Consider the following 24,214-nt stretch of genomic DNA (forward strand, 5'->3'; position numbering starts at 1 on the left):
CGTGAAACTTATTCATTTAACTCATCCACATGAACAAAATAAATTAGAATTACCACCTACTGTAATGGCATTAGGGTTTTTTGATGGCATTCACTTAGGGCACCAACGTGTAATTCGAACGGCGAAACAAATAGCGGATGAACGCGGATATAAAAGTGCAGTTATGACATTTCATCCCCATCCATCTGTTATTTTAGGGAAGAAGGAAGCGCATGTGGAGTACATTACACCAATGCGTGATAAAGAAAAAATAGTCGAAAGCTTAGGAATCGATATATTATATGTGATTAAATTTGATGAATCATTTGCAGGATTATTACCACAACAATTTGTAGATGATTACATTATTGACTTAAATGTAAAGCATGTAGTAGCAGGGTTTGATTATTCATATGGACGTTTAGGAAAAGGGAAGATGGAGACTTTACCATTTCATGCAAGAGGGGAGTTTACACAGACCGTGATCGAAAAAGTTGAATATCAAGAAGAAAAAGTAAGTTCTACTTCATTACGAAAATTAATTCGAAATGGCGAAATGGAGCAGATCCCATCTATTTTAGGGAGAGCCTATACGGTAGAAGGAACGGTTGTGCACGGTGATAAGCGTGGACGTCAAATTGGTTTTCCGACAGCTAATGTAAGTTTAAGTGATGAGTATTTATTGCCACCTGTAGGTGTTTATGCAGTGAGATTAAAAGTTCACGATGAATGGTACGATGGCGTATGTAATATTGGATATAAACCAACGTTTAAAGAAAATGAGCGTCAATTATCTATTGAAGTACACTTATTTGAATTTAACAAAGACATATATGATCAAAGTGTTACAGTTGAGTGGCATATGCGTATAAGAGAAGAGAAGAAATTTAATGGCATCGATGAATTAGTTGAACAAATCGCAAAAGATAAGAAAATAGCACAAGAATATTTTGTGAGCGAAAAGAATATACTTGCTTTTTCAAATGAAAAGTAGTATTCTATGTTATGTACTTTATGACAACCATTGCTTGGCATTGCGACTCACCGACGCTTGCTAGGTAATTGGGGGTTTAATTAATAGGAGGTGAAATAGGATGGCTTTAACACAAGAACGTAAAAATGAAATCATTGCACAATTTAGAACTCATGGAACTGATACTGGTTCTCCAGAGGTTCAAATTGCTGTCCTAACGGAGCAAATTAACACTCTAAACGAGCACTTACGTACTCACAAGAAAGATCATCATTCACGTCGTGGTCTATTAAAGATGGTTGGTAAACGTCGTAACTTACTAACTTACCTTCGTAATAGCGATATCACACGTTACCGTGAATTAATCACAAAGCTTGGCTTACGTCGATAGTCAAAGAAGCGGGAATATTCCCGCTTTTTTGTTAGGTAAAAATATATCTTCGGCGCTTTATAGCTTACTTAATTTTCGGCAATACTAGAGGTAGAATATTTTGATATACTATCCATTTACATAGAAGAATTGAATACTTTAAATTGAGAGGGGTACTTAAATGAGTCAAGAAAAGCAAGTCTTCTCGATAGATTTAGCTGGTCGCCAGCTAACAGTTGAAACTGGTCAGCTTGCAAAACAAGCGAACGGAGCAGTATTAGTGAGATATGGCGATACAGCGGTTCTATCTACAGCAACTGCATCAAAAGAGGCTAAAAATGTAGATTTCTTCCCACTTACAGTAAACTATGAAGAGCGTTTATATGCAGTCGGAAAAATTCCAGGCGGTTTTATTAAACGTGAAGGTCGTCCGAGTGAAAAAGCAATTTTGGCAAGTCGTTTAATCGACCGTCCAATTCGTCCACTTTTCGCAGATGGTTTCCGTAACGAAGTACAAGTTGTCAGCATCGTAATGAGTGTTGATCAAGACTGTTCTTCTGAAATGGCAGCTATGCTTGGTTCTTCATTAGCGTTATCGATTTCAGATATTCCATTTGAAGGTCCAATCGCTGGTGCAACAGTTGGTCGTATTAATGGTGAATTCGTTATTAACCCAACAGTAGAACAGCAAGAACAAAGTGATATTCACCTTGTTGTAGCTGGTACGAAAGATGCAATTAACATGGTTGAAGCAGGAGCAGATCAAGTACCTGAAGAAACAATGTTAGAAGCAATTATGTTTGGACATGACGAAATTAAACGTCTAATTGCATTCCAAGAAGAAATCGTACAAGCTGTAGGTAAAGAGAAATCAGAAGTAAAACTTTACGAAGTTGACGCTGATCTTAATCAAGCTGTGCGTGAAATGGCTGAGAAGGATATGCATTCTGCAATTCAAGTACATGAGAAACATGCACGTGAAGATGCAATTAACGCAGTGAAAAAGCGTGTAATTGAGCATTACGAAGCTGAGGAAGCTGATGCTGACACATTAGGACAAGTAAGTGAAATTCTATATAAAATTGTAAAAGAAGAAGTACGTCGTCTTATTACAGTTGAAAAAATCCGCCCAGATGGCCGTAAAGGTGACGAAATTCGTCCTTTAGCATCAGAGGTTGGTATTTTATCTCGTACACACGGTTCTGGTTTATTCACACGTGGACAAACACAAGCATTAAGTATTTGTACATTAGGTGCATTAGGCGATGTGCAAATTTTAGATGGTCTTGGTGTAGAAGAATCAAAACGCTTCATGCACCATTACAATTTCCCATCATTTAGTGTTGGTGAAACAAGACCGATGCGTGGACCAGGTCGTCGTGAAATTGGTCACGGTGCACTAGGAGAACGAGCTCTTGAGCCTGTAATTCCATCTGAAAAAGATTTCCCATATACAGTACGTCTTGTATCTGAAGTGTTAGAATCAAATGGTTCTACTTCACAAGCAAGTATTTGTGGTAGTACTTTAGCAATGATGGATGCTGGTGTTCCACTTAAAGCTCCAGTTGCAGGTATTGCAATGGGCCTAGTTAAATCTGGTGAGCATTACACAATTTTATCTGATATTCAAGGTATGGAAGATCATTTAGGTGATATGGACTTTAAAGTAGCAGGTACAGCAAAAGGTGTAACTGCACTGCAAATGGACATTAAAATCGATGGTCTATCTCGTGAAATTTTAGAAGAGGCATTACAACAAGCGAAAATTGGTCGTGTGCACATTCTAAATCATATGTTATCTGTTATTGCAGAGCCACGTACTGAATTATCAGCTTACGCTCCAAAGATTATTACAATGACAATTAACCCAGATAAAATCCGTGACGTTATTGGACCGAGCGGTAAACAAATCAATAAAATTATTGAAGAAACTGGTGTTAAAATTGACATCGAGCAAGATGGTACAGTATTCATTTCATCAATAAATCAAGAAATGAATGACAAAGCTAAGAAAATTATCGAAGATATCGTTCGCGAAGTACAAGTAGATGAAATCTACGAAGGAAAAGTAAAACGTGTTGAGAAATTCGGTGCTTTCGTTGAATTATTCAGTGGTAAAGATGGATTAGTTCACATTTCTGAGCTTGCACTTGAGCGTGTAGGTAAAGTAGAGGACGTTGTGAAAATCGGTGATGTAATTACAGTTAAAGTTATCGAGATTGACAAGCAAGGCCGTGTGAACCTATCTAGAAAAGTATTGTTAAAAGAAGAGCAAGAAAAAGAAGCTGCTAAAGAAGAAAACAAACAAGAGCAGCAATAAGTAAAAGCCAGTTTAGCTGGCTTTTTTTGTTGTGTAAAAATCGAGATTTACATATATTTTTATGCGAGTATAGGTATAGTTTTCAATATAACGCTCAAATTAACAAAGATAAGAAGAAAATGTTTTTTTATATAGTTAATGGGAGGGTTTATATGAAAGCTCGTATATTGGCATACATATGTATATTTTTTTTATATGTCGGTGTAGGCTCTAGTTCTGTTTTGGCACAGGATAATTTGTATGAAGAAATTCAAAAACAAGCAAAACAGTATGAGATTGCTCCTCAAAATGCGATGATCGATAAGATTTGGAAAGCGACACCTGGATATAATGGAAGACAAGTAGACGTAGAAGCGTCGTATAATAATATGAAAAAGCTCAAGACATTTGATCAAAAACATCTTGAATTCAAGGAAGTATCACCAAGTGTCCATTTAGAAGATTTATCACCGGCCCCGATTTATAGGGGACATCCAAATAAAAAGATGGTGGGATTAACAATAAATGTGGCATGGGGAAATGAGTATTTGCCGCGCATATTAGAGATATTGAAAAAACATGATGTAAAGGCGACTTTTTTCTTAGAAGGTCGTTGGGTGAAAGAAAATTTAAGATTTGCAAAAATGATTGTTGATGCAAATCAAGAAGTCGGAAACCATTCTTACACGCACCCTAATATGAAAACGTTATCGTCAGAGGAAATACGAGAACAGTTACAAAAAACAAATCGGATGATCGAAGTAGTTACGAATCAAAAAGTGAGATGGTTTGCTCCGCCGAGTGGAAGCTTTCGAGATGAAGTTGTGAAAATTGCAGATGATTTCCAAATGGGAACGATTATGTGGACTGTAGATACAATTGATTGGAAGCGACCAGAACCGGACGTACTATTGCAGAGAGTAATGCGAAAAATACATTCAGGTGCCATTGTATTAATGCATCCTACTTCGTCTACAGCAGAAGCATTAGATATAATGATTACAAAATTGAAGGAACAAGGATATAAAGTAGGGAATATAACAGAATTACTGGATGAAAAACGTGTGGATTAAATACATTTGCATGACATTCATCCTTAAACTTGTTATCATTAAATGATAGCGTTTATTTAGAGAAACTGGCAGTAGGAGGAAAGTTTTTGATTAAAAAATATACTTGTAAAAATGGTGTAAGAATTGTTATGGAGAATATACCAACAGTAAGATCGGTTGCAATTGGTATTTGGATTCATGCAGGGTCAAGAAATGAGAATGAAAAAAATAACGGGATTTCACACTTTTTAGAGCATATGTTCTTTAAAGGGACAGAAACACGTAGTGCACGCGAAATTGCAGAATCATTTGATAGCATTGGTGGACAAGTAAATGCATTTACTTCAAAAGAATATACATGTTACTATGCAAAGGTGCTAGATGAGCATGCTAAATACGCGTTAGATGTTTTAGCTGATATGTTCTTTAATTCAACATTTGATGAGGAAGAACTGAAAAAAGAGAAGAATGTCGTATGTGAAGAAATTAAAATGTACGAAGATGCGCCTGATGACATTGTGCATGATATGTTAACGAAAGCAACATATGAAACGCATCCACTTGGATATCCTATTTTAGGAACAGAAGAAACACTTGAAACATTTACAGGTGATACGTTACGTCAATATATTAAAGATCATTACACACCTGAAAATGTAGTTGTATCAATTGCAGGAAATATTGACGAAGCATTTCTACAAACTGTAGAGCAATATTTCGGTAGTTATGAAGGAACAACAAACCGTGAACAAGTACATAGCCCAATTTTCCATTTTAATAAAGTATCACGTAAAAAGGAAACAGAACAAGCTCATTTATGTCTAGGATATAAAGGCTTACAAATGGGACACGAAGATATTTATAACTTAATTGTATTAAATAATATTTTGGGTGGTAGTATGAGTAGCCGCTTATTCCAAGAAGTACGTGAACAACGTGGATTAGCATATTCAGTATTTTCTTATCACTCTTCTTATGAAGATACTGGTATGTTAACGCTTTATGGTGGAACAGGTAGCCAACAATTAGATACATTGTATGATACAATGCAAGAAACACTAGAGACATTGAAAAATACAGGTATTACAGAAAAAGAACTTATTAATAGTAAAGAGCAATTAAAAGGAAACTTAATGCTAAGTTTAGAAAGTACGAATAGTCGTATGAGCCGTAATGGTAAAAATGAATTGCTTCTTCGTAAGCATCGTTCACTTGATGAGATTATTGAAAGTGTAAACACTGTAACAAAAGAAAATGTAGACGGATTAATTCGCAACATGTTTACAAATGAATTCTCTGCAGCACTAATTAGTCCAGATGGAAAACTTCCAAAAGGAATAAAACTATAATTGGTATTTGTGATGTATTCGAAAATAACCGTATCTCTTTTAAATGAGATACGGTTATTTTTTTTAGTCATACAGAATAGGTACTAATTATGGATAACTTACATTAAAAATTCGGTAGGAGGAGAGTGTATGCGATTAAGTGAATTCAGTGGTAAAGAAATTGTGAATTTGGAAAGTGCAGAAAAAATGGGAGTTTTAGGTTATGTGGATTTAGAGATTAATGAGAGAGGGGGACAAATACAAACACTTATTATACCCGCTGGGAAATGGGGAGGTTTTAAAAAGGAACCGCAAGAAGTAAGGGTAGCGTGGAGTCAAATTAAGAAAGTGGGACGTGATATAATTCTTTGTGATAGTATAGACCATTCACATTCGAAGTGAAAGATGGCCATTTTGGTCATCTTTTTTATATCTACATATAAATCTGATAAATCAAATGTGCGTTTCGTTTTTCAATCACCTAAAACTCGTACATTACATATGATGTGGAGGAAAAAGAAAAAGTAGGCACTTTTCTTATAAATGACAGAAAAAGAAGGTGAATTAGGGAATGTTGACTGAGATGCATATTGCTGTCATAGGAGGAGATGCAAGACAGCTAGAAGTAATTCGCAAGCTAGTTGAATTGGATGCTAAACTTTCCTTGATAGGATTTGATCAGCTAGATCATGGCTTCACAGGGGCAGCAAAAGAAAGTATACAAAATTTAGATTTCACTTCTGTAGATGCAATTATTTTGCCAGTTGCAGGTACAAATGCCAAGGGAGAAGTAGATACTATTTTTTCAAATGAAAAAGTTTCTATAACGAAAGAACAAATTGAAAATACACCAGAACACTTTACTATATATTCAGGTATTGGTACGCCTTACTTGGAAAATCTCGTATCTACTACAAACCGAAAACTTGTTAAATTATTTGATCGTGATGATGTGGCAATCTACAATTCTATACCAACTGTAGAAGGTACATTAATGATGGTAATTCAACATACCGACTATACAATTCATGGCTCTAATGTAATGGTTTTAGGATTTGGTAGAACAGGGATGAGCGTTGCCAGAGCATTTCAATCATTAGGAGCACATGTCAAAGTTGGAGCAAGACGGTCTGAACATATTGCACGTATTACAGAAATGATGTTTTCTCCTTTTCATATGCAAGACATTGAGAAAGAAGTAGGAAATATCGATATTGTAATTAATACAATTCCGCATCTCGTTGTGACAGCGAATGTTATTTCAAAAATGCCAGCTCATACGTTAGTAATTGATTTAGCTTCTAAACCAGGTGGTACCGACTTTAGATACGCAGAAAAAAGAGGGGTTAAAGCGTTGTTAGCACCTGGATTGCCAGGTATCGTTGCTCCGAAAACAGCAGGACAAATTTTAGCGAACGTTCTTTCTCAGTTATTGGCAGAAGACGTAATAGCAAGAAAGGAGAATGGGGAATGAATTTAAAAGGGAAAAGAATAGGATTTGGTTTTACAGGTTCACATTGTACGTATGAAGAAGTGATGCCTCATTTAGAGAAATTAATTGCTGAGGGCGCAGAAGTACGTCCCGTTGTTTCTTACACTGTTCAATCAACAAATACTAGATTTGGAGAAGGAGCAGAGTGGATTAAAAAGATTGAAGAAATAACAGGTTTTAAGGCAATTAATTCAATCGTTGGCGCAGAACCGCTAGGACCTAAAATTCCACTAGACTGCATGGTGATTGCACCGCTAACAGGAAATTCTATGAGTAAATTTGCAAATGCAATGACAGATTCTCCGGTACTAATGGCAGCAAAAGCGACGTTGAGAAATGGCAAGCCAGTCGTATTGGCGGTTTCGACGAATGATGCGTTGGGGCTTAATGGGGTAAATCTAATTGCACCAACAAGGTGGCGACAAAGCGCGAACGCTTATATGTCGCCATCTTGAGGGAGCTTAGGGTAAAGCACAAGTTCGAAATCATCGAGTCTTTGCCACTTTTCTTTTCTATAAACAGCCTTTTCTAAAACCGACTTTAGGAGGCTGTTTTTCTTTTTCGGATCATCTGTTTTAAAGTACAAATCAAGAACATGCTCCACTTGAGGTATTGTATCCTTCTTCACTTTTTCCTTCTTAATTTCTGTTTTTATTTCTTTCTTTAAGTTTTCCATTGTGGAAGTAATTTCATTGATACGGTCGGAAACGGCTTTCGAACGTTCTAAAAATATATCTACAGTGTAAACGCCGCGCTCTAATAAATCATGTAAATTATTTTTTTGTTTTTGGACATCCACTAATTCTTTCTCAAGCTTTCGTAATGCAGCCTCATTCATTTGAATAACTTGTGTTTCTTTTAATTTGTCATCTTGCTTATGTGCTTCAAAATCAGCTTTATAATTGATATACCATTCTTTTAATGCCTCGAGTAAACGCTTCTCAATTAATTCAGTATAGCTGGATTTGTTTTCGCAACCGCGATGTTTACAATCCATAGTTTCTTTTCGGTTCTTCGGATAACGTTGAACCATACTATAACCACATTTACTACATTTTATAATGCCAGCCAGAGGATTTTTAATTCCGTTCGTATTGTAAGGAACGTGGTACCTCGAATTTAATTTCTCTTGTACTTGCTCAAACAAACTTTCAGGGATGATAGGATCATGTTTGCCGTCAGCGATAATCCAATCTGATTTATCGTTTCTCGCCCGACTACGTTTCACAGCATCAGGACGTTTTTCTTCTTTTCGTTTTTGCCATGTTACTTTTCCGACGTACACATTGTTTTTTAATATATCCAAGATGCTGTAAGGATTCCAATCATTCCCTAACTTACTTTTGTAGCCAAGGTCATTTAATTTGTTCCTAATTGTACTAGCACCCATATCTTCGTTTGCATACCAATCAAATATCATTCTTATGACAGAAGCTTCTTCTGAATTAATCGTTAACGTACGTTCGCGCTTATTTAAGCGATGTATATCATATCCGAAGGGAGCATGTGTACCTAGGTAATTTCCAGCCTCTACACTTGCGATACGGCCGCGTTGCATACGGCGTGTAATAATCTTTAACTCCTTACGTGCCATAAACGCTTCAAATTCGCTGTATTCTTCGTCCCATTCATCATTAAGGTCATAAGTCTTCCTAGGCGTCATAATCTTCGTATTCGAGCGTTTAAACGTTTCTAAAATGATTCCTTGCTCTTTCATACCACCACGACCTAAACGGTCCATATCCATACAAAGGACAACATCATATTTATTATCTTCAATTTCTTCAAGCAGCGCTAACATCTCAGGACGTTTCACTAAGCTCTCACCAGAAACGATTTCCTCTCGGACAGCTAAAACATTTAAGTTCATTTCCTTGGCAATTTTCAGCAGGGTAGTGCGGTGCTTTGCTAAAGTTTCACCTTCGCCGCGTGCTTCGGCTTCGAGATCGGCACGGGATTTTCTTAGATAGATTGCTGTTTTCATAGCATATCCTCCTTTTAATAGTTATTATAAGCTTTAATGATGAATATAGAAGCACTGTTTTTCTGTGAACGCAAAGAACGTTCGTTCTTATTTTGCTGAAAAAGAAAAGCCTATAAAGGCTTTCAAATATGATATTTTATTGAACAGACACAAATTTCTCGAATAAAGCTTTGCGCTTGGCCTTATCATACACGTATGGATTGTTAAATTTCTTATTCCAAGATTGATCCTCTACCTTTAAATCTTCAATCTTAAATCCAAGATATGTATTCAAAGAATTCCTATCTAAGCTAGTGTTATATGTTTTCCCATCGAATGGAAGCGTCATTTTTACCGTATTTAAATCCGGAAACTGTCTTAGTAATCTAGCTGGTTCGCTTACAAACATTTTTTCAATAGCATCTCCAGTTGAGAAATATTGTTTATATTGTTCTTCAGTAACGTTGCTATCTGGTTTTGCTGATTTATAAGATGCAAACGAATCATAGAATGTAATTTCAGCTTCTTTATTATTGAGTTTCATATCCTTAATAAAATTTCCACCTCTAATGTTTTGGACATAGGAAATGAATTCTTTTTGTTTTTCTTCAGCCTTTTTTTGTTCCTCAGCTAATTTCTTTTCTTTAGCTTTTTGTTTCTCTTCAGCATCTTTTTGCTCTTTGGCCTTTTGTTTCTCTTCAGCTTTTTGTTTCTCTTCAGCATCTTTTTGCTCTTTGGCCTTTTGTTTCTCTTCGGCTTTTAGCTTCTCTTCAGCATCCTTTTGTTCTTTGGTCTTTTGTTTCTCTTCGGCTTTTAGCTTCTCTTCAGCATCTTTTTGTTCTTTAGCTTTTTGTGCTTCTTCATTTCTTAACTTTGCATCAGCTTTTTGCTTAGCCTGAATTTCTTGCTTTTCTTCAGGAGTCATATTCATATCAACTCCTACAAATGAAATTATAGATAAAACAAAAGCGATTCCAGTGAATTTTAAGAACTTCTTCATTTTTGGACTCTTTTTAAATAGAAGTACAAGAGAAGTAATTAATAAAACAGTAGTAGCTAAAGTAGCCAGTACTAATAAAAGGGAGAAAAATATTTTCATAGATGTAACTCCTAACGTATAAAAGTGTATTTTAGTTTCAAATTAATAAGTTTTTAAACGAGCAAATCCACTCGGAACTCCATGAATTTCCGCAACTTCTTGAATAGACAAACAAGTATCTTCATAAGCAGAAACCATTTCATCGGTAAGCAACAACTCCACAGCAAATGTATTTGCTTCAATTTCTAAACGATCTACTGAAAAGAATGTTTGGTTACGTAAGAAGGGAGTGTTTGCTTTCGGATGAAGTACAGCATGGCCTAATTCATGTGCACAAACAAATCGTTGGGTAGTTTCATCGATTTGATTATTAATATGAATGAATTTAAAGCGCTTATAAGTGTTGTAAAAGCCAAGAGTATTCCCTAGGTCTTCATACAACACGATAATATCTTTTCGTTTAGCAATTTCAAATGGATTTGTTGTGCCATGTTTGTGTGTGATTTTTAGTACATATTCTTTAATATCCATTCTGTTGCTCCATTCAATCTTTTTTATATTTGTTTGGAGTGAATTTTTGTTTTGCTAGCTGTTTTGCCATTCGCATTGAGTTTTCAAGAGAAATACGAATCATTTCCTTTGTATGCTCATCGATTGGTTCTCCATCAAACATTAAGGCATCTTCGCTGTTTTCTAATTGTTCTAAGGTTTTTTCTAAATCGCGAGCGATGTCACGGGTATCTTTTTTCGTTAATTCAGGAAGTGGACCAGACGAATCTAAATTATCGGCTCTTCCTAATAAATAATCTGTTGTTACTCCTAAAATATTTGCCAAATCCTTTAACATTTCATTTGAGGGAGTACTATGACCATTTTCGTAGTTACTAATGGTGCCTTTAGTTGCATTAACTTTATCTGCTAATCCTTGTTGTGTAAGTTTACGCATTTTACGTGCTTCTTTTAGTCTTTGTGTCAACATTTTCAGCACCTCCTATTAATAAAAGTACAAAAACATTGTACCTTATATGAATTTGATATTAAACTTTGTACAAGAAAATTGTACAAATGCATTGACGTACAAGAATCTTATACTTATAATAAAAGTACAAGTTACTTATACAGGTGGTGAGACAATGAATAAAAACATAAAGTTGATTAGGGCTAGGAACAAAGTAGGATTAACGCAACAAGAATTAGCGGATCAAATGCAAGTCACCAAATCTACAATTAGTAATTGGGAAAATGGATATAGCAACCCAAATCTTGAAAAAGCTATAAGGTTATCCGACATTCTCAATTGTGATGTGAAAGATTTAATTTGACATACAAAAGTACAAGTTTCTTATACTTTCGAGTGCGAAAGCAGGTGGGAAAATGACAGCAACTAACATGGCAGTACCAACAGATCAGCAGCATACAAATATAGAAAGCACTTCAAGAGGTGACACCATGAGCCAACAAGAAGAATATGCAGCGTCTTATGAATTTGGGAAAACGAAAGTTTATATTGTGGCTCCTGAGCCGAAACCACAAAAGGATATTGATAAAATCCTTCGAGCATATTACAAGGCAGGTTGGGCCATCATCGATGAATTGCAAACAAAAGAAAATATGGAGGAGTAGTTCCTCTCTTTTTACATGAAAAATAGACAGGTTATGTATGTACTAATAATTTTAATACTTTAACAACTTAATATGGAGGCGAACAAATATGGGAACAAGCATATATTGTAATTCATCAATAGGTGCGTTATTGCGAGGAGCCAGAGAGTGTTGTGAAGATACAACGTTAACAACGAAGAAAGGACTTGTAGCGCATCTTGGAATTACATATGAACGCTTGAAAAATATTGAAGCTGGTATTTCACAGGTTCCGTTTGAACTAGCGATGGATTGGTGTGATGCAACGAAATCGCCTTTAAACAAACAGGCGATTAAACATATATATGGTGTTGGATTACCACCTACAGATCCACGTTTAACGAGCGATGTGAACTTACAACTTATGAATTACATTAAGCAAGCTGAGGACGGCATTAAAGCAGCAAAAGAAATTATGACATTGCAAGTTACAACAAGACCTTGGCAAATGAATGACTCAAAAAAGAAAGAGTACGCGCAACATGCTACAGAAATATATGACATGATACAAGCGACTCAATGTGTTGTGCAAGCATTAGAGGGCATACACCCTGGACTTCTTGAAGAAGTAAATGGGAACTGGTTAAGAAAAGCCATTTCGGAAAATGTGGTTGTTCATTCGGTTGAGAGTTTACTGAAGTTATCAAAAGTGATGTAAGGGGGAATAACAGTGACAGTAGATTATATAAATCCTAGTTTAGAAGAGTATAAAGAGTTAATTCGTCTTGATGCAATGTTAACAGGTGAAATTAAAATAGCGGCAACGTTTGTTGAGGATGAAAACTTAGAGGAATTAAAAAGAGAGAAAAAACTAATTGGCATTCGAATCAAAATTATAGAAGCTTCATTCGTTTTAAAACATAAATGGGCAAAAGAAAAAGCTACCGCCTAGACAACAGTAGCTCGCAATATATTTCACAAAGCAATTATAACATTATATAAATCATTTGGACAAGCGCTGTGCTTGTCGTTATGACCAGAAAGGGATTGTTCCTCCCATCCCCTTACAATAAGCCTTTCTGGTTGTAACGATGCGTACAGCATCAATTTAAAGAGAAAAGAGGTGTGAACCATGACAACGAAATACAATCGTCTCCATGATCTCGTTCTTCCAGGAGACTTTTCATTTGCGAATAAACTTCATGATTGTATGGTTGCATGTATTCATAACATGTTCAATGCACAAACAATCGAAGAAGCTAATCGTTGGGAAGAGGAGCTTGATCGTTGTACGAAAGAATTTCAAATGCTTCGTGAGACAAAAGCAGAGCATGAAGTATCGAAAAGCTATCGTGTAATCATTAAAGGTCTTCATGCTAAAGGCATTAATGCTTCACTTGTAACTCGTAGAAAATAAAAAATCTACCACTTTGCAGAGTGATAGATGAATGCTCTTGAAAAATTCAAGTTAGGTCAATTATACCAAATTAAACCATGTGAAAGCAATGGAGCGTGTTAGATGCTTTTAGACAAATCGTTATATAAAGTGTTGTTGAATCCTAAATTACTTCAGCAATCGACATCAGAGCAGCACCTTATTTATTTAGTAAAACAATATCTCAAAACAGGATATAAGAATTATCGCTTATTACGTGTAGAGGACGGATTTGCGATATGTAAACAGGAGGATGAATAATATGGCAGTTTATAGACCAGTACATGTTTCATTTTGGCAGGATTCATTTGTTTTAGATCTTACACCGGAGGAAAAATATTTCTACTTATATTTGATGACAAACAGTAAGACGTCCCAATCAGGAATCTATGAGCTTCCACTTCGTATCATTGAAACTGATACAGGGTACAACCGCGAAACTGTTATGAAACTATTAGAACGCTTTGCTGAGTATGGAAAAATTAATTACAACCAAAAAACAAAAGAGTTGTTCTTAATCAATTGGTTGAAATTCAACCCGATTAAAAATGTAAACATTGAAAAGTGCGTTTTAAAAGAAATTCAATCTGTTAAGGATCATGATTTCTTAGTTGATTTTTATGAAACTTGTTTGCAATTAGAAAGAGAGCAAGATTTTAAAATCCCTCGTATTAAGGAGTATTTATCAGTTCGTTTGAAGGGGCTTATAAGGGGCTTCCAAGACCCTAGCAAGGAAGAAGAAAAAGAAGAAGAAAAAGAAAAAGAAAAAGAACAACAACAAGAAGAACGCGCAGGCGCGGAAGAAGTTGTTGAGGTTAATCCAATTTCTTTTTACGAGAAAAACTTCGGATTCATTACACCGTTTATCGCTGATGGTATTCATGCTTGGATAGATGATTTAAATGCAGAGCTTGTTGTAAAGGCTATGCAAATTGCTTTAGAGAAAAATACGAGAAACATGAATTACGTAAATACGATTTTACGAGATTGGCACCTTAAGGGATTGAAAACAGTAGCAGATGTTGAAGCGGCTGATCAAGCATTTCGTGCTCAACGATTAGCAAAAGTACAACAGCAAGCACCCTATCAACAAAAAGGCTTATCAAAATCTACTAAGAACGTAATACAGCAGCAAGAATCATGGGAACAGAACATTCCAACAGAAGAAGAACTTGCAGCACTTAACAAACAGAATGCGTGGTTGGTTCAATGAGTAACGATATGATTCGTAACGTAGAAGCTGAACAAAGCGTTTTAGGTAGCATTATTCAAGAAGGCGATTTAATTAAAGATTGCCAGCTGAAGGCAAAACAGTTTTCTTTACCAACGCATCAAGTGATTTTTAAAGCAATGAAAGAGCTAGAGGATGCTGAGGTTCCGATAGATCTTGTTGCTCTCATTGGAAAATTCGATAAAAGCTTTATGCATCAAATTGGCGGAATTGAATTCTTTGTAAACTTGACAGAGGTTGTAACAACAACTAAAAACTTCTCGTATCACGAAGGTTTAGTGATTGAAGCTTGGAAAATGAGACATGCTCAGGAGGTTGCTGGTAATTTATACAACCGTCTTCAGCAAGATAGGGATATGAGTGCTATTAGTACATCGATTGATGAATTAAGTGCCATCGAAGAAACGGGTTACTCAGATGAATTTAACTTGAAAGATACGCTTGTTGATCTGTATAAAAAAATGCAAATTGATGTAGGGGATTTAACCGGTATTCCAACTGGTTATGACGACTTGAACAGAATGACAGCAGGGCTACAAGAAGGTGATTTAATCATTATCGGCGCTCGTCCCTCGATGGGGAAAACAGCATTTGTATTAAACGTTGCTTTTCATGCAGCAAGTGCTCAGACAGCAACAGGAGTCTTCTCGCTAGAGATGGGAGAAGAACAGTTACTTAAGCGGATGATCTCAAGTACTGGAAATATAGATGCTACAAAATTAAAGAACCCTAAAAAGCTATGTAATTTAAAAGATTGGGAAAAAATTAGTCAGGCAATGGGATTAATAAATGATTTGCCATTAGAAATTTACGATAAAGCAAATGTCATGATGCAAGAGATTTACGCTAAGACTAGGAAACTGAAGCGTAAGTATCCTGATAAAAAGGTTTTAATCGCAATTGATTATTTGCAGCTTATTGTAGGTGACCCAAAGCACAAAGGAAATCGCATGCAAGAGATTGGTGAGATTAGTCGTAAGCTAAAACTTATGGCAAGGGAGCTAAATGTATGTGTAGTTGCATTATCACAGTTAAGCCGTGCTGTTGAAAGTAGGCAAGATAAGAGACCATTACTATCAGACTTGCGTGAGAATGGTCAAATCGAGCAAGATGCAGACTTAATCGCATTCTTATATCGTGAAGATTACTATGACCGTGAAACAGAAAATAAAAACATTACAGAAATCATTTTAGCGAAACAGAGAAATGGTCCAGTAGGTGTTGTTGAGCTGGCATTCATTAAAGAATTTAGTAAGTTCGTAAACTTAGAGCGAAAGTTCAATCAGCAACAGGAGGCGTAATCATGTTATTACGGCGGGAAGTAGAGCGCAGAAAACTAGCAATTATTCGCAAGTTATTAGGCCTTGGATTATCGGAAATTAATGGGCAAACATTAGATCAACTAACGTTAACGCAACTAGAGAACATATTAATTGCAAGCCTTCAAGTATTGGAGGGCAATTAACATGATTCTAACGAGAAATTGGCGTAATGGTGATACGGTTCATATTAAGCGTAAAAAATTTGGAGATATTTTACGAGCGGTACAAGAGTTAGAAAAGCGAGGATACTCATGTGTACATCCGATTAAATCACTAGTACAAAGGCAAAAGGAATTCGTTCATAAACGAACGAACGGAAAGATTAGTGCAGCTAATTACAACTTTACACAGACGAATGCTGATACTTGTTATGTAGTAATGATGAGAAAAGAAAAGAGTGAAGAACATGCGGAAGCAATTAACAATTTTTGATGTTGAGCCTGTTGTTTCATTTGATTCAAAGAAAGCAACAATTCATCGTTTGAATTCAAAACTACGATATACAGATGTGGTTGTACAAATACCACGCCAAGCAAAAGCGATTGATGAATTAAAACCAACGACAGCACCTGATGAACGTTATGAGTTATTTGAAGATTATGTAATTGGCATTTGGCGTTACAAACGAGTGGAGGATAAACAATTTGTATGGGAAGAAGCTGAAGAAATGTGTAAGCGGGCAAGAGATGAAAAAGAGCCGATTCCAATTCGGCTCCATCTGTCACTTGAACAATCATTTGTTCCGGAAAACGTTTTGCAATATTTATAGACAAATAAAAAAAGCTGAGATCACTCTCAACTTACTCCGACAAAGTAATTATAACATATTTGGGAGTGGTTTCGGTGGCGATTATCAAGGAAAACATTGCGGAAATGACAGCGGAAATTTCATTAAATCAAAATATGATCTATGTTGTGAAGGATGGACAGATTCACCCGATCGAGCCGCCAACAACTGGTTATGGCGAACAATCGTTTATATATAAAAGTGGAAAAGTAACTCGTATGGATGAGCGGAAGGTACAGTTAATCTAGATATTTATAAAGATGAGTTCGAAGAAAGGAAGTGAAACTTATGATAGGATAAAGTTAATAAAGCCTATAGTTAACTTAGGTTTGTTATTTGGATGAAAGGAGAAATTATTAGATGATAAAGTCGTTGGAGGATTGGTGTATAGATAATAATCGAATGGATATTTTAGAAGAATATGGGGGGAAGTTAGGTGAATTTTTAAAGGTTACTAAACCTTCAAAAATAGCCTATAATAGTTCGGAATATATACGATGGAATTGTCTAAAATGTGGTTCGTATAAAGCGTTAAAATTCAAAGAACGTATTTTGTTAGATGAAATTGATTGTCTAAGGTGTAAGAAAGAAAAATCATTAAAAAAGCGATTTGAAAAACTACAGTCGCAAGCTACAGACATTGGTTATTTAGCAAAGTCAATACAATCATCTATTCCAGAACAATATTTATACTATTATCTAAAAAAAGTATTTAATAATATTGAAAGTCAAAAACAATTTGACTGGTTAGGGAAGATGTCTATTGATATTTATCTCCCTGAATATAGAATAGGAATTGAATACGATGGAGAAAGATTTCATTCAAATAATTTTAATGACGAATTAAAATTTAAACTTTGCAAAGAGAATCAAGTGAAATTATTAAGAATAGTGGAAAGCTCTAAAGAACAACAAACAAAAACAGAGTATCCTGCGGATTGGTATTATTCATACTGTCCAAATCATAATTATGCTAATATTTCTGAAGTGATTTTGGGATTATTAAATTATATAGATAAAAATAAAGAATCCATATTTCTTGAACACCCTATCAGTCTAAAGAGTGATTTGGCTAATATTGAGAAACAGATAAAAAAAGAATTCGACAAACGAACATTATTCTATAAATGGCCAGAATTAGTGGAGTATTGGGATTATGAAAAAAATGGGGATATACTACCAAATCATGTATTTAAATCAGATAACAAAAGATATTACTTGAAATGTCCTAAATGTAATAAAGAATATAGCTTTATTCCTTATTATAGAAGAAAGGCTATTCCTCCATGTTTTTGTGAAAAACATCAATATGAAAAACGAACAAAGGAGATAATATCTATATATGAAAATAAAGGTTTAATAAACTTTGAAAATAATCTATTAGATAGACAGGTAGAGGATGAAATCTTAAGAACAGCTAAGTGTTTATATGAAAGCTATAGACATTTCGGAACTATTGAAATGTGCTATATAGAGCAATTTAGTAAACCTTTTCTAGTTTATTATCTTCATAAATATACGAATAAAAAAATATACTAATTAATGTATTTATTATTAGGATAACGTGTAAGTTTGAGAGCGAGTTATACTGTTTGTAAAAGGTCGCGCTGTTGTGCATTATCAGGTAAAGCTGTCCCTTTAAAGTTTTTGAAGTTTGGATTAAACCTACTTAGTCACAATTAAATTTGGTATAGAAAAAGATGCTTGGGACGTTATGCAAGGATATTATGCGTCAAATAGAACATCAGGGATTCAAGGGATGTGTTTATAGTAAAATACTAAGTTTTTAACGAAATAATCTTTTTAATAACTGATTGTGCTATTTATATGTGATAATTTATAGTAGGATAAAGTGAGATTAGTAGAGATATAAAAGGAATTTTAATAAAATGATGAATAAATAATCAGGTTACATAGGGAATCTTAAAAGAAATGTCGAAATATAGTTAGCAAGCAGTATTTTCCTATGCTATAATTGATAAGGTTTTTTTAGTGGTTACAATTTATTAAAATATGAATATAAGGATGGGATATGAATAATGGAGTATCCTATAATTGATGTTAATTCATGGGAAGTTGTCGAAGAAATGGGACCAGGAGTCGGAGATCGCCAAAAAGAATGGATAAGAGATCCTGAAACTAAAAGAATTGCAATGTTTAAAATCCCTAGAGAAGGTAGGGGAGAGCATTGGGCTGAAAAACTATGTAGTGAAGTTGCGAGAGTCATAAATTTTCCGTGTGCAGAAGTAGAATTAGCAACTAGAGGCGGGAAAATAGGATGTTTGAGTTATTATTTCGTAAACAGGGAGGATGGTTTTTCTCATTATGATGGTGGGAAATTTTTCCCTTTTGATTATGATGAAGAAACTAATTTAGGTTATAATATACAACTGATTTACCAAGTTTTGAGTCCATATGATTTATTTGAAGAGTTTTTATTCATTGTTGTTTTCGATGCTTTGGTGGGTAATGGAGATAGGCATCAAGACAACTGGGGAATTACGAGGCATGATAAGAGGGATGAAATTTTTATTTCACCTCTATATGACAATAGCGCATGCTTAGGACGCGAAGTTTCATTGGAAAAGGTAAAGGAATATCTTTGCTCAAATTCTCAATTTTTACGATATATATTTCGCTCTCAAGCAAAAATAGGCTGGAGAGAAACGAGAAAAGAAAAGCATTTTGCATTAGTTAAAGAACTTATTGCTCTATTTCCAAATAAAATGTCTGAGTTAATAAAACAATCGGAATCGCTTACAGATGGAATAGTGGAAGAAATTGTTGGAAAACTACCAAATGAAGTAGTTTCGGATGAGTATAAATTGTTTATAATGAAATACATACAGAAAAGAAGAGATATCTTAATAAGAATTGGTGAGAATATGAATAATAAAATTGATAAGTTATTATTAATATGGAAAGATCCGGAGACACGTACACGTTTTACTATAGGGGAATTGTCTTTCGAAAAGGAAACAAATACCTACAAATTCCAATATCAGCAACCCGGGTTAGATGACGCGAAAGAACATGGGTTTAAAGATTATCCTAATTTTCCGAATTTAACGCAGGTTTATGAGTTAGAAGGAAAGTTGTTTCCAAGTATAAAGAGTCGCCTGCCACAGCAGAAGCGACCAGATTTCCCTGAAATCTTAGATCGATATGGATTAGATACGTCTTGTACTGATTTGGAATTATTGGAAGCTACACGTGGACGTTTAGCGACAGATAATTTTGAATTTGTAAAGCCAATAAATGTGGATGGAGAAGTACAACCAAAGATTACTTTTGATTTAGCTGCTGCAAGATATTATAATTTTTCACTGGTTGCCAAAGACTTGCAAGTTGGTGATGCAATAAAGTTGGAGTTAGAAGATAGTGAACATGATAAGTTTGCTGTGAAAGTTTTAACTATAGGAGATGTGCATATTGGTTATGTTCCAAAGTACTATTCTCAAGAGGTGCATTGTATTTTAAAGAAATATCCGAAATGTTCAGCATCCATAGTGGCTTTAGATATTGATAATAAAAACCCAGATGAATGGGCTAAAATCACTTTGGAGATCGTACTTGAAGATAAATAAAGAAAAGCTTACAAAACCCATCTGTTTTTAAATAGATGGGTTTTGTAATATGAAATGGAAATGAATTTTTTTGATCCTATAAAAAATGATACTGTTTGGACTAAGGAGAAAAAGGGGAGAAGTATTAGAAGTGCTATAACTACAGCGCAAAGCATTTTTTAAGATTGTTAAAAAGTGATATAATAACTATTGAATATTTAGTCCTACTGGAAGAACCAGCGGACACTGAACTACAAAGAGCATTAGTGATATTGCTCTGTAGTTTGGTGTCCGCTTTTTGTTTTTTATTAATAAAATAGACAAGGAGTGTTTTTATATATGGCGCAATTAACTTTCTTACCTAAAATTGACCGCAAAGCAACACAGGTTCGTTTGGAAGAGATTCTTGAAAATGTTCGTATTTATAGACAATTTGGGATGATTAGAAATGAGATGAAAGTCACAGCTTCTTGTGAGGTAAGATATCATGGTCCAACAAATATGATAGGAAAGCCAGCTGAAGATATTGCTTTAGTAAATGTTGCTATGAGTGAAAGAGAAATGAAATTGCAACGTTTATCTTGTCAAATCGATAAGGCATTAAGTCGTTTTAGTAAAAATCAAAGGGACATCATTATAAAACGATATTTGGAAGGTGAAGAAGTTTTTGATTACATGGTTTATAACGAGATTGGTATGAGTGAACGTACATATAGACGAAATAAATCTAATGCCTTTTATAAACTAGCTTTTGCTCTTAGATTAGAAGTGTATGAGACAGAAGAACAGGTTGGAGGGGATAGTCTATGAACTTTGTTCAACCTATCCGTGATCCAGAGCAAATACAACATATTAAAGAATACCTAAAGGAAAACAATGAACGCAATTATATTTTGTTTGTGATGGGAATTAATACAGGGTTACGTATAAGTGATATTCTAAAGCTTAAAATAGGAGATTTAAAGGGCAGTCATATTTCAATGAGAGAAAAGAAAACAGGTAAACAGAAACGTATTCAATTGACACCAGCATTAAAAAGAGAGTTACGTTGGTACATTGAAGAAAGAGAAGATAATGAGTATTTAATTAAGAGTCGAGAAGGAAAGAATAAACCGATTGGTCGCAGTATGGCATATAAGATACTTAGAAGTACAGCGGCAGAGTTTGGATTAGATGAGATAGGTACACATACATTACGTAAGACATTTGGATATCATATGTACATGCAAACAAAGAATATAGCTTTGTTAATGGAGATATTCAATCATTCATCAGAAAGAGTTACATTAAGATATATAGGCGTGAACCAAGATGCAATGGATAAGGCTATGACCCGATTTAAAATATAGCAAACATCTTTTTTATTTTTTTGATTTTTTACAGTTAACCATTTTTAGTGTGTTGTGTAATTCAAAAGAGAAAGTATTATGAAGCTATGAATATCAAGGGATTCAGCGACAGGGGCAGTTACACAAAATATAAGATATGGGTAACTATTAATAATATTTCTTAAGGGTTTAATAAATTGGCGCGCTAGTATAGTAATATTATATTTAGATATAAAATTATTAAGGGTTCGAGGATGAATAAGGAGGATGTAATAAATATGTTGAAAGAAGCATGGGGATATATAGTTCAAACAGGTTCAATGTTAGCTTTTATTGGATCTATGGTTACGCTAGTAGTGAATTTAACAATTAATAAAAGAACTAATAAAGTGAGTTCGAGAACATATCTGCACACAACTGTCGAAAATACAAATTTAACGCTTGCAGATTTTCAATTTGAAGATCGAGCAAAATTAATTTTCACTGATGAATATAGAAAATTTGTTCGTGGATTAAATGGACTGGAAAACTCAGACAAAATAAAAAGTGAAACTCCATGTTCATTTTTGAAAATAGGAAACTTAGGTTCTAATCCTTGCTTTGATGTGAAAATCAAACTTACATTGGAGGAGTGGAATAAAGAACTAATACATAAAAGTTACAATGTCTATGTATTACAAGAAGGTGAAGATATATTCATCCCTTTAATAACTTTTAATCGTGAAATATATACATTAGTTTTTTCTGAAATAGAGTATAAGACACTTGCAAATGAAACCTTAATATATCAGATTCGACCGATACGAGAGGCTAATGGAAGAGTGAATATTACTCAGGGCATGTATGTTAAAAGACGGATTAAAAACAAAAAGATTTTCCAAATAGACGCTCCAGATTTAGAATGGAGAAAGTTGAAATAAGTGGCAGAGTCGTGACCGCTTTTTGGCAGGAAATGTGCCGGTTGTTTTGGAATCAACGTGATATATTTGTATTGTGAGAAGTGGCGGAAAACACAACTCACTATGTTGTTCTTGAATTTCTAAACGGTTTGTAATGACGGCACATAAAATCCGAAACCAGCAGATGGTACTGATTGGATGTTACCGTTAAGAAGGAGAGCTTTTGCTCTTCTTTCAATCGCTGACTCTGAGACAAGTAGAAGCAACTATGGGAGAGTGATGTATTGTCGGCGTTTGAAAGAGGTGTAAAACCTCATAACCAAACAAAGTAAAAATATGAAGCACACAAACAAGATTTGTGTATTTGGAACACCGCTATCTTTTATGGTAGTGGTGTTTTCCATTATTAATGGGTAAAACTTCATTTACCGTATTTAAAGTAATAACAATAAGAAATTAACGAAAGGGCAACTGATGCATGGTTGCTCTTTTTACTGTCGATAAATGACGAACGATTGATATAGTCATTAAGTCTCTTTTTGTCGGATAATGAAGATAGAAGGAGATGAGAAATTTGGAAAACTTGAATACTATGGTTGAAAAATTATTAAATGAAATCGATGAAGAGTTTCATTTTATTGAAACGTACAATAAAAAACAAAGGGAAGTTTTGGAGAAACAAGAAAAGAAAATTAAAGAAACAGCAATGACGCTATTACCTATAATGCGTAAGATAAAATCTAATATGTACTTTTTTACAGCAAAAGAAAACAATTTAACGGCGAGAACAAGAAGAGGGCCTATTCTTAAGTTTGATAGTGTTGAAGAGTTAATATATGTATTTTCAGTGGATGATGAGGCACCTGTGATTGTAAACTTAAATAGTGAAGGTAATGTGCAACGTATTAGTTATGATAAGTTACTTCAAGAAGTTGAATTTACACAAATCATGGAGAACCTTCTTTCAGTAGTAACATTCACGGATTCGGTAAAGAAACAATATCAAGATGCAATTAATCAGCTTGAAACACAATTAACTAAATACGAAAACTTATAATTGTAAAAAAGCATTCCATATGGAGTGCTTTTTATTATGCAAAAATTACATAGGTGGTGTTTCGTGTGTTTAGGATATTTAAAATGTTTGCACATGACATTAAGACTTATGTTCATGATGTAATTCAATTGTTCAAAGGTACTAATCGCAAACAAGCAATACCAACTTTGATTGTAGCTCATGATCCAATAGATAAGATGGTCGAAAAAGAAATGGCACAATTGAAAGCAATAAAGGATGAGAAGGAGCAAGAAGAAATGAGTAAATACAAAAAACAAATTACATCCTTAGAAGAACTTCACAAAGTTATCGATGCATTAGAAACATTAAATAAAAAGTATGTAATTACAAAGGTAGTACAAAAAAACGAAACTTTACCAATAGGGAACAGATATCTTTTTAATGTTTGGTTCATTGAGGAAATCGAATGATTAAATCAATAGCATTTGCTTTAGGAATCTGGTCGGGTGTGTTGTTAAGTGTATTAAAGAAAGATAAGGAGAGTGAAACAAA

General features: G+C 34.6%; 30 protein-coding genes and 1 pseudogene. 27 read left to right on the top strand and 4 right to left on the bottom strand.

Annotated features, from left to right (window positions below; genetic code table 11):
- Position 1: 1 nt before the first annotated feature.
- The 8 genes and pseudogenes from ribF to dpaB all read left to right on the top strand — a co-directional run.
- The gene (gene ribF, locus COI75_RS13475; protein ID WP_000766726.1) at positions 2-973 is read left to right on the top strand and encodes a bifunctional riboflavin kinase/FAD synthetase; all 972 of its coding nucleotides are present in this window, start codon (positions 2-4) and stop codon (positions 971-973) included.
- Between the two features lie 100 nt (positions 974-1,073).
- Positions 1,074-1,343 carry a 30S ribosomal protein S15 gene (gene rpsO / locus COI75_RS13480; protein ID WP_001229393.1) on the top strand — a complete coding sequence of 90 codons (270 nt, stop codon included), beginning with the start codon at positions 1,074-1,076 and terminating at the stop codon, positions 1,341-1,343.
- A gap of 160 nt (positions 1,344-1,503) precedes the next feature.
- Positions 1,504-3,642, top strand: a complete 2,139-nt coding sequence (gene pnp / locus COI75_RS13485) for a polyribonucleotide nucleotidyltransferase (RefSeq protein ID WP_000076741.1) — start codon at positions 1,504-1,506, stop codon at positions 3,640-3,642.
- A gap of 152 nt (positions 3,643-3,794) precedes the next feature.
- A complete protein-coding gene (locus COI75_RS13490) occupies positions 3,795-4,694 on the top strand; it encodes a polysaccharide deacetylase family protein (protein WP_000647524.1) in 900 nt (299 codons plus the stop codon).
- Between the two features lie 86 nt (positions 4,695-4,780).
- The gene (locus tag COI75_RS13495; RefSeq protein ID WP_000592991.1) at positions 4,781-6,022 is read left to right on the top strand and encodes a M16 family metallopeptidase; all 1,242 of its coding nucleotides are present in this window, start codon (positions 4,781-4,783) and stop codon (positions 6,020-6,022) included.
- Positions 6,023-6,151: 129 nt separating this feature from the next.
- Complete coding sequence (locus tag COI75_RS13500) at positions 6,152-6,403, top strand: YlmC/YmxH family sporulation protein (RefSeq protein WP_001239728.1); 252 nt, start codon at positions 6,152-6,154, stop codon at positions 6,401-6,403.
- Positions 6,404-6,572: 169 nt separating this feature from the next.
- Positions 6,573-7,475 carry a dipicolinic acid synthetase subunit A gene (dpaA, locus tag COI75_RS13505; RefSeq protein ID WP_000954736.1) on the top strand — a complete coding sequence of 301 codons (903 nt, stop codon included), beginning with the start codon at positions 6,573-6,575 and terminating at the stop codon, positions 7,473-7,475.
- Positions 7,472-7,942: pseudogene (gene dpaB, locus COI75_RS13510) on the top strand (dipicolinate synthase subunit B); the annotation flags it as partial. The gene dpaA and the pseudogene dpaB, both read left to right, overlap by 4 nt.
- On the opposite strand, the gene COI75_RS13515 reads toward dpaB, so the two are convergent.
- The 4 genes from COI75_RS13515 to COI75_RS13530 all read right to left on the bottom strand — a co-directional run bounded on the left by COI75_RS13515 (position 7,930) and on the right by COI75_RS13530 (position 11,474).
- The gene (locus COI75_RS13515) at positions 7,930-9,477 is read right to left on the bottom strand and encodes a recombinase family protein (RefSeq protein ID WP_098448360.1); all 1,548 of its coding nucleotides are present in this window, start codon (positions 9,475-9,477) and stop codon (positions 7,930-7,932) included. The pseudogene dpaB and the gene COI75_RS13515 overlap by 13 nt on opposite strands.
- A 136-nt stretch (positions 9,478-9,613) precedes the next feature.
- Positions 9,614-10,555, bottom strand: a complete 942-nt coding sequence (locus tag COI75_RS13520) for a hypothetical protein (RefSeq protein WP_098448361.1) — start codon at positions 10,553-10,555, stop codon at positions 9,614-9,616.
- Positions 10,556-10,597: 42 nt separating this feature from the next.
- Positions 10,598-11,026: an ImmA/IrrE family metallo-endopeptidase gene (locus COI75_RS13525; RefSeq protein WP_098448362.1), complete on the bottom strand. Its 429-nt coding sequence runs from the start codon at positions 11,024-11,026 to the stop codon at positions 10,598-10,600.
- Positions 11,027-11,039: 13 nt separating this feature from the next.
- Positions 11,040-11,474, bottom strand: coding sequence for a helix-turn-helix domain-containing protein (locus tag COI75_RS13530; protein ID WP_098448363.1), 435 nt, complete (start codon positions 11,472-11,474; stop codon positions 11,040-11,042).
- Between the two features lie 154 nt (positions 11,475-11,628).
- Here COI75_RS13530 and COI75_RS13535 point away from each other — a divergent pair, with 154 nt between their 5' ends.
- The 19 genes from COI75_RS13535 to COI75_RS13625 all read left to right on the top strand — a co-directional run bounded on the left by COI75_RS13535 (position 11,629) and on the right by COI75_RS13625 (position 24,132).
- Positions 11,629-11,817 carry a helix-turn-helix transcriptional regulator gene (locus tag COI75_RS13535; protein WP_098448364.1) on the top strand — a complete coding sequence of 63 codons (189 nt, stop codon included), beginning with the start codon at positions 11,629-11,631 and terminating at the stop codon, positions 11,815-11,817.
- Positions 11,818-11,869: 52 nt separating this feature from the next.
- Positions 11,870-12,118, top strand: a complete 249-nt coding sequence (locus COI75_RS13540) for a hypothetical protein (protein WP_098448365.1) — start codon at positions 11,870-11,872, stop codon at positions 12,116-12,118.
- An 88-nt stretch (positions 12,119-12,206) separates the two neighbouring features.
- Positions 12,207-12,794 carry a sporulation sigma factor-processing peptidase gene (locus COI75_RS13545; protein WP_098448366.1) on the top strand — a complete coding sequence of 196 codons (588 nt, stop codon included), beginning with the start codon at positions 12,207-12,209 and terminating at the stop codon, positions 12,792-12,794.
- 12 nt (positions 12,795-12,806) lie between these two features.
- Positions 12,807-13,028, top strand: a complete 222-nt coding sequence (locus COI75_RS13550) for an RNA polymerase subunit sigma (protein WP_098448367.1) — start codon at positions 12,807-12,809, stop codon at positions 13,026-13,028.
- A 180-nt stretch (positions 13,029-13,208) separates the two neighbouring features.
- A complete protein-coding gene (locus tag COI75_RS13555; protein ID WP_098448368.1) occupies positions 13,209-13,493 on the top strand; it encodes a hypothetical protein in 285 nt (94 codons plus the stop codon).
- Positions 13,494-13,595: 102 nt separating this feature from the next.
- Positions 13,596-13,772 (top strand): hypothetical protein, encoded by a 177-nt coding sequence (locus tag COI75_RS26910; RefSeq protein ID WP_176535583.1) that lies wholly within the window; start codon positions 13,596-13,598, stop codon positions 13,770-13,772.
- Between the two features lies 1 nt (position 13,773).
- Complete coding sequence (locus COI75_RS13560; RefSeq protein WP_098448369.1) at positions 13,774-14,724, top strand: DnaD domain-containing protein; 951 nt, start codon at positions 13,774-13,776, stop codon at positions 14,722-14,724.
- Positions 14,721-16,043, top strand: coding sequence for a replicative DNA helicase (gene dnaB, locus COI75_RS13565; RefSeq protein ID WP_098448370.1), 1,323 nt, complete (start codon positions 14,721-14,723; stop codon positions 16,041-16,043). The genes COI75_RS13560 and dnaB overlap by 4 nt, the downstream gene beginning before the upstream one ends.
- Before the next feature lie 2 nt (positions 16,044-16,045).
- The gene (locus COI75_RS26915) at positions 16,046-16,207 is read left to right on the top strand and encodes a hypothetical protein (protein WP_176535584.1); all 162 of its coding nucleotides are present in this window, start codon (positions 16,046-16,048) and stop codon (positions 16,205-16,207) included.
- 1 nt (position 16,208) lies between these two features.
- Positions 16,209-16,496, top strand: coding sequence for a hypothetical protein (locus COI75_RS13570; RefSeq protein WP_098448371.1), 288 nt, complete (start codon positions 16,209-16,211; stop codon positions 16,494-16,496).
- Entirely contained in the window at positions 16,471-16,833 is a 363-nt protein-coding gene (locus COI75_RS13575) for a cell division protein SepF (RefSeq protein ID WP_098448372.1), read from the top strand. Before COI75_RS13570 ends, COI75_RS13575 begins: the two co-directional genes overlap by 26 nt.
- Positions 16,834-16,907: 74 nt before the next feature.
- On the top strand, positions 16,908-17,099 hold the full coding sequence (locus tag COI75_RS13580; protein ID WP_098001219.1) for a DUF3954 domain-containing protein: 192 nt from the start codon (positions 16,908-16,910) through the stop codon (positions 17,097-17,099).
- 112 nt (positions 17,100-17,211) lie between these two features.
- Positions 17,212-18,390, top strand: coding sequence for a zinc-ribbon domain-containing protein (locus tag COI75_RS13585; protein WP_098448373.1), 1,179 nt, complete (start codon positions 17,212-17,214; stop codon positions 18,388-18,390).
- 500 nt (positions 18,391-18,890) lie between these two features.
- Positions 18,891-20,438, top strand: a complete 1,548-nt coding sequence (locus tag COI75_RS13590; protein ID WP_098448374.1) for an HIRAN domain-containing protein — start codon at positions 18,891-18,893, stop codon at positions 20,436-20,438.
- Between the two features lie 318 nt (positions 20,439-20,756).
- Positions 20,757-21,227, top strand: coding sequence for an ArpU family phage packaging/lysis transcriptional regulator (locus COI75_RS13595; RefSeq protein WP_098448375.1), 471 nt, complete (start codon positions 20,757-20,759; stop codon positions 21,225-21,227).
- Positions 21,224-21,766 (top strand): site-specific integrase, encoded by a 543-nt coding sequence (locus tag COI75_RS13600; RefSeq protein WP_098448376.1) that lies wholly within the window; start codon positions 21,224-21,226, stop codon positions 21,764-21,766. Before COI75_RS13595 ends, COI75_RS13600 begins: the two co-directional genes overlap by 4 nt.
- Before the next feature lie 257 nt (positions 21,767-22,023).
- Positions 22,024-22,665 (top strand): hypothetical protein, encoded by a 642-nt coding sequence (locus COI75_RS13605; RefSeq protein ID WP_098448377.1) that lies wholly within the window; start codon positions 22,024-22,026, stop codon positions 22,663-22,665.
- 553 nt (positions 22,666-23,218) lie between these two features.
- A complete protein-coding gene (locus COI75_RS13620; protein WP_098448378.1) occupies positions 23,219-23,701 on the top strand; it encodes a hypothetical protein in 483 nt (160 codons plus the stop codon).
- A 65-nt stretch (positions 23,702-23,766) separates the two neighbouring features.
- A complete protein-coding gene (locus COI75_RS13625; RefSeq protein ID WP_255265676.1) occupies positions 23,767-24,132 on the top strand; it encodes a hypothetical protein in 366 nt (121 codons plus the stop codon).
- The last annotated feature ends 82 nt before the right edge of the window (positions 24,133-24,214 follow it).

The sequence above is a fragment of the Bacillus cereus genome (genome assembly GCF_002564555.1).
Lineage (GTDB): Bacteria > Bacillota > Bacilli > Bacillales > Bacillaceae_G > Bacillus_A > Bacillus_A cereus_K.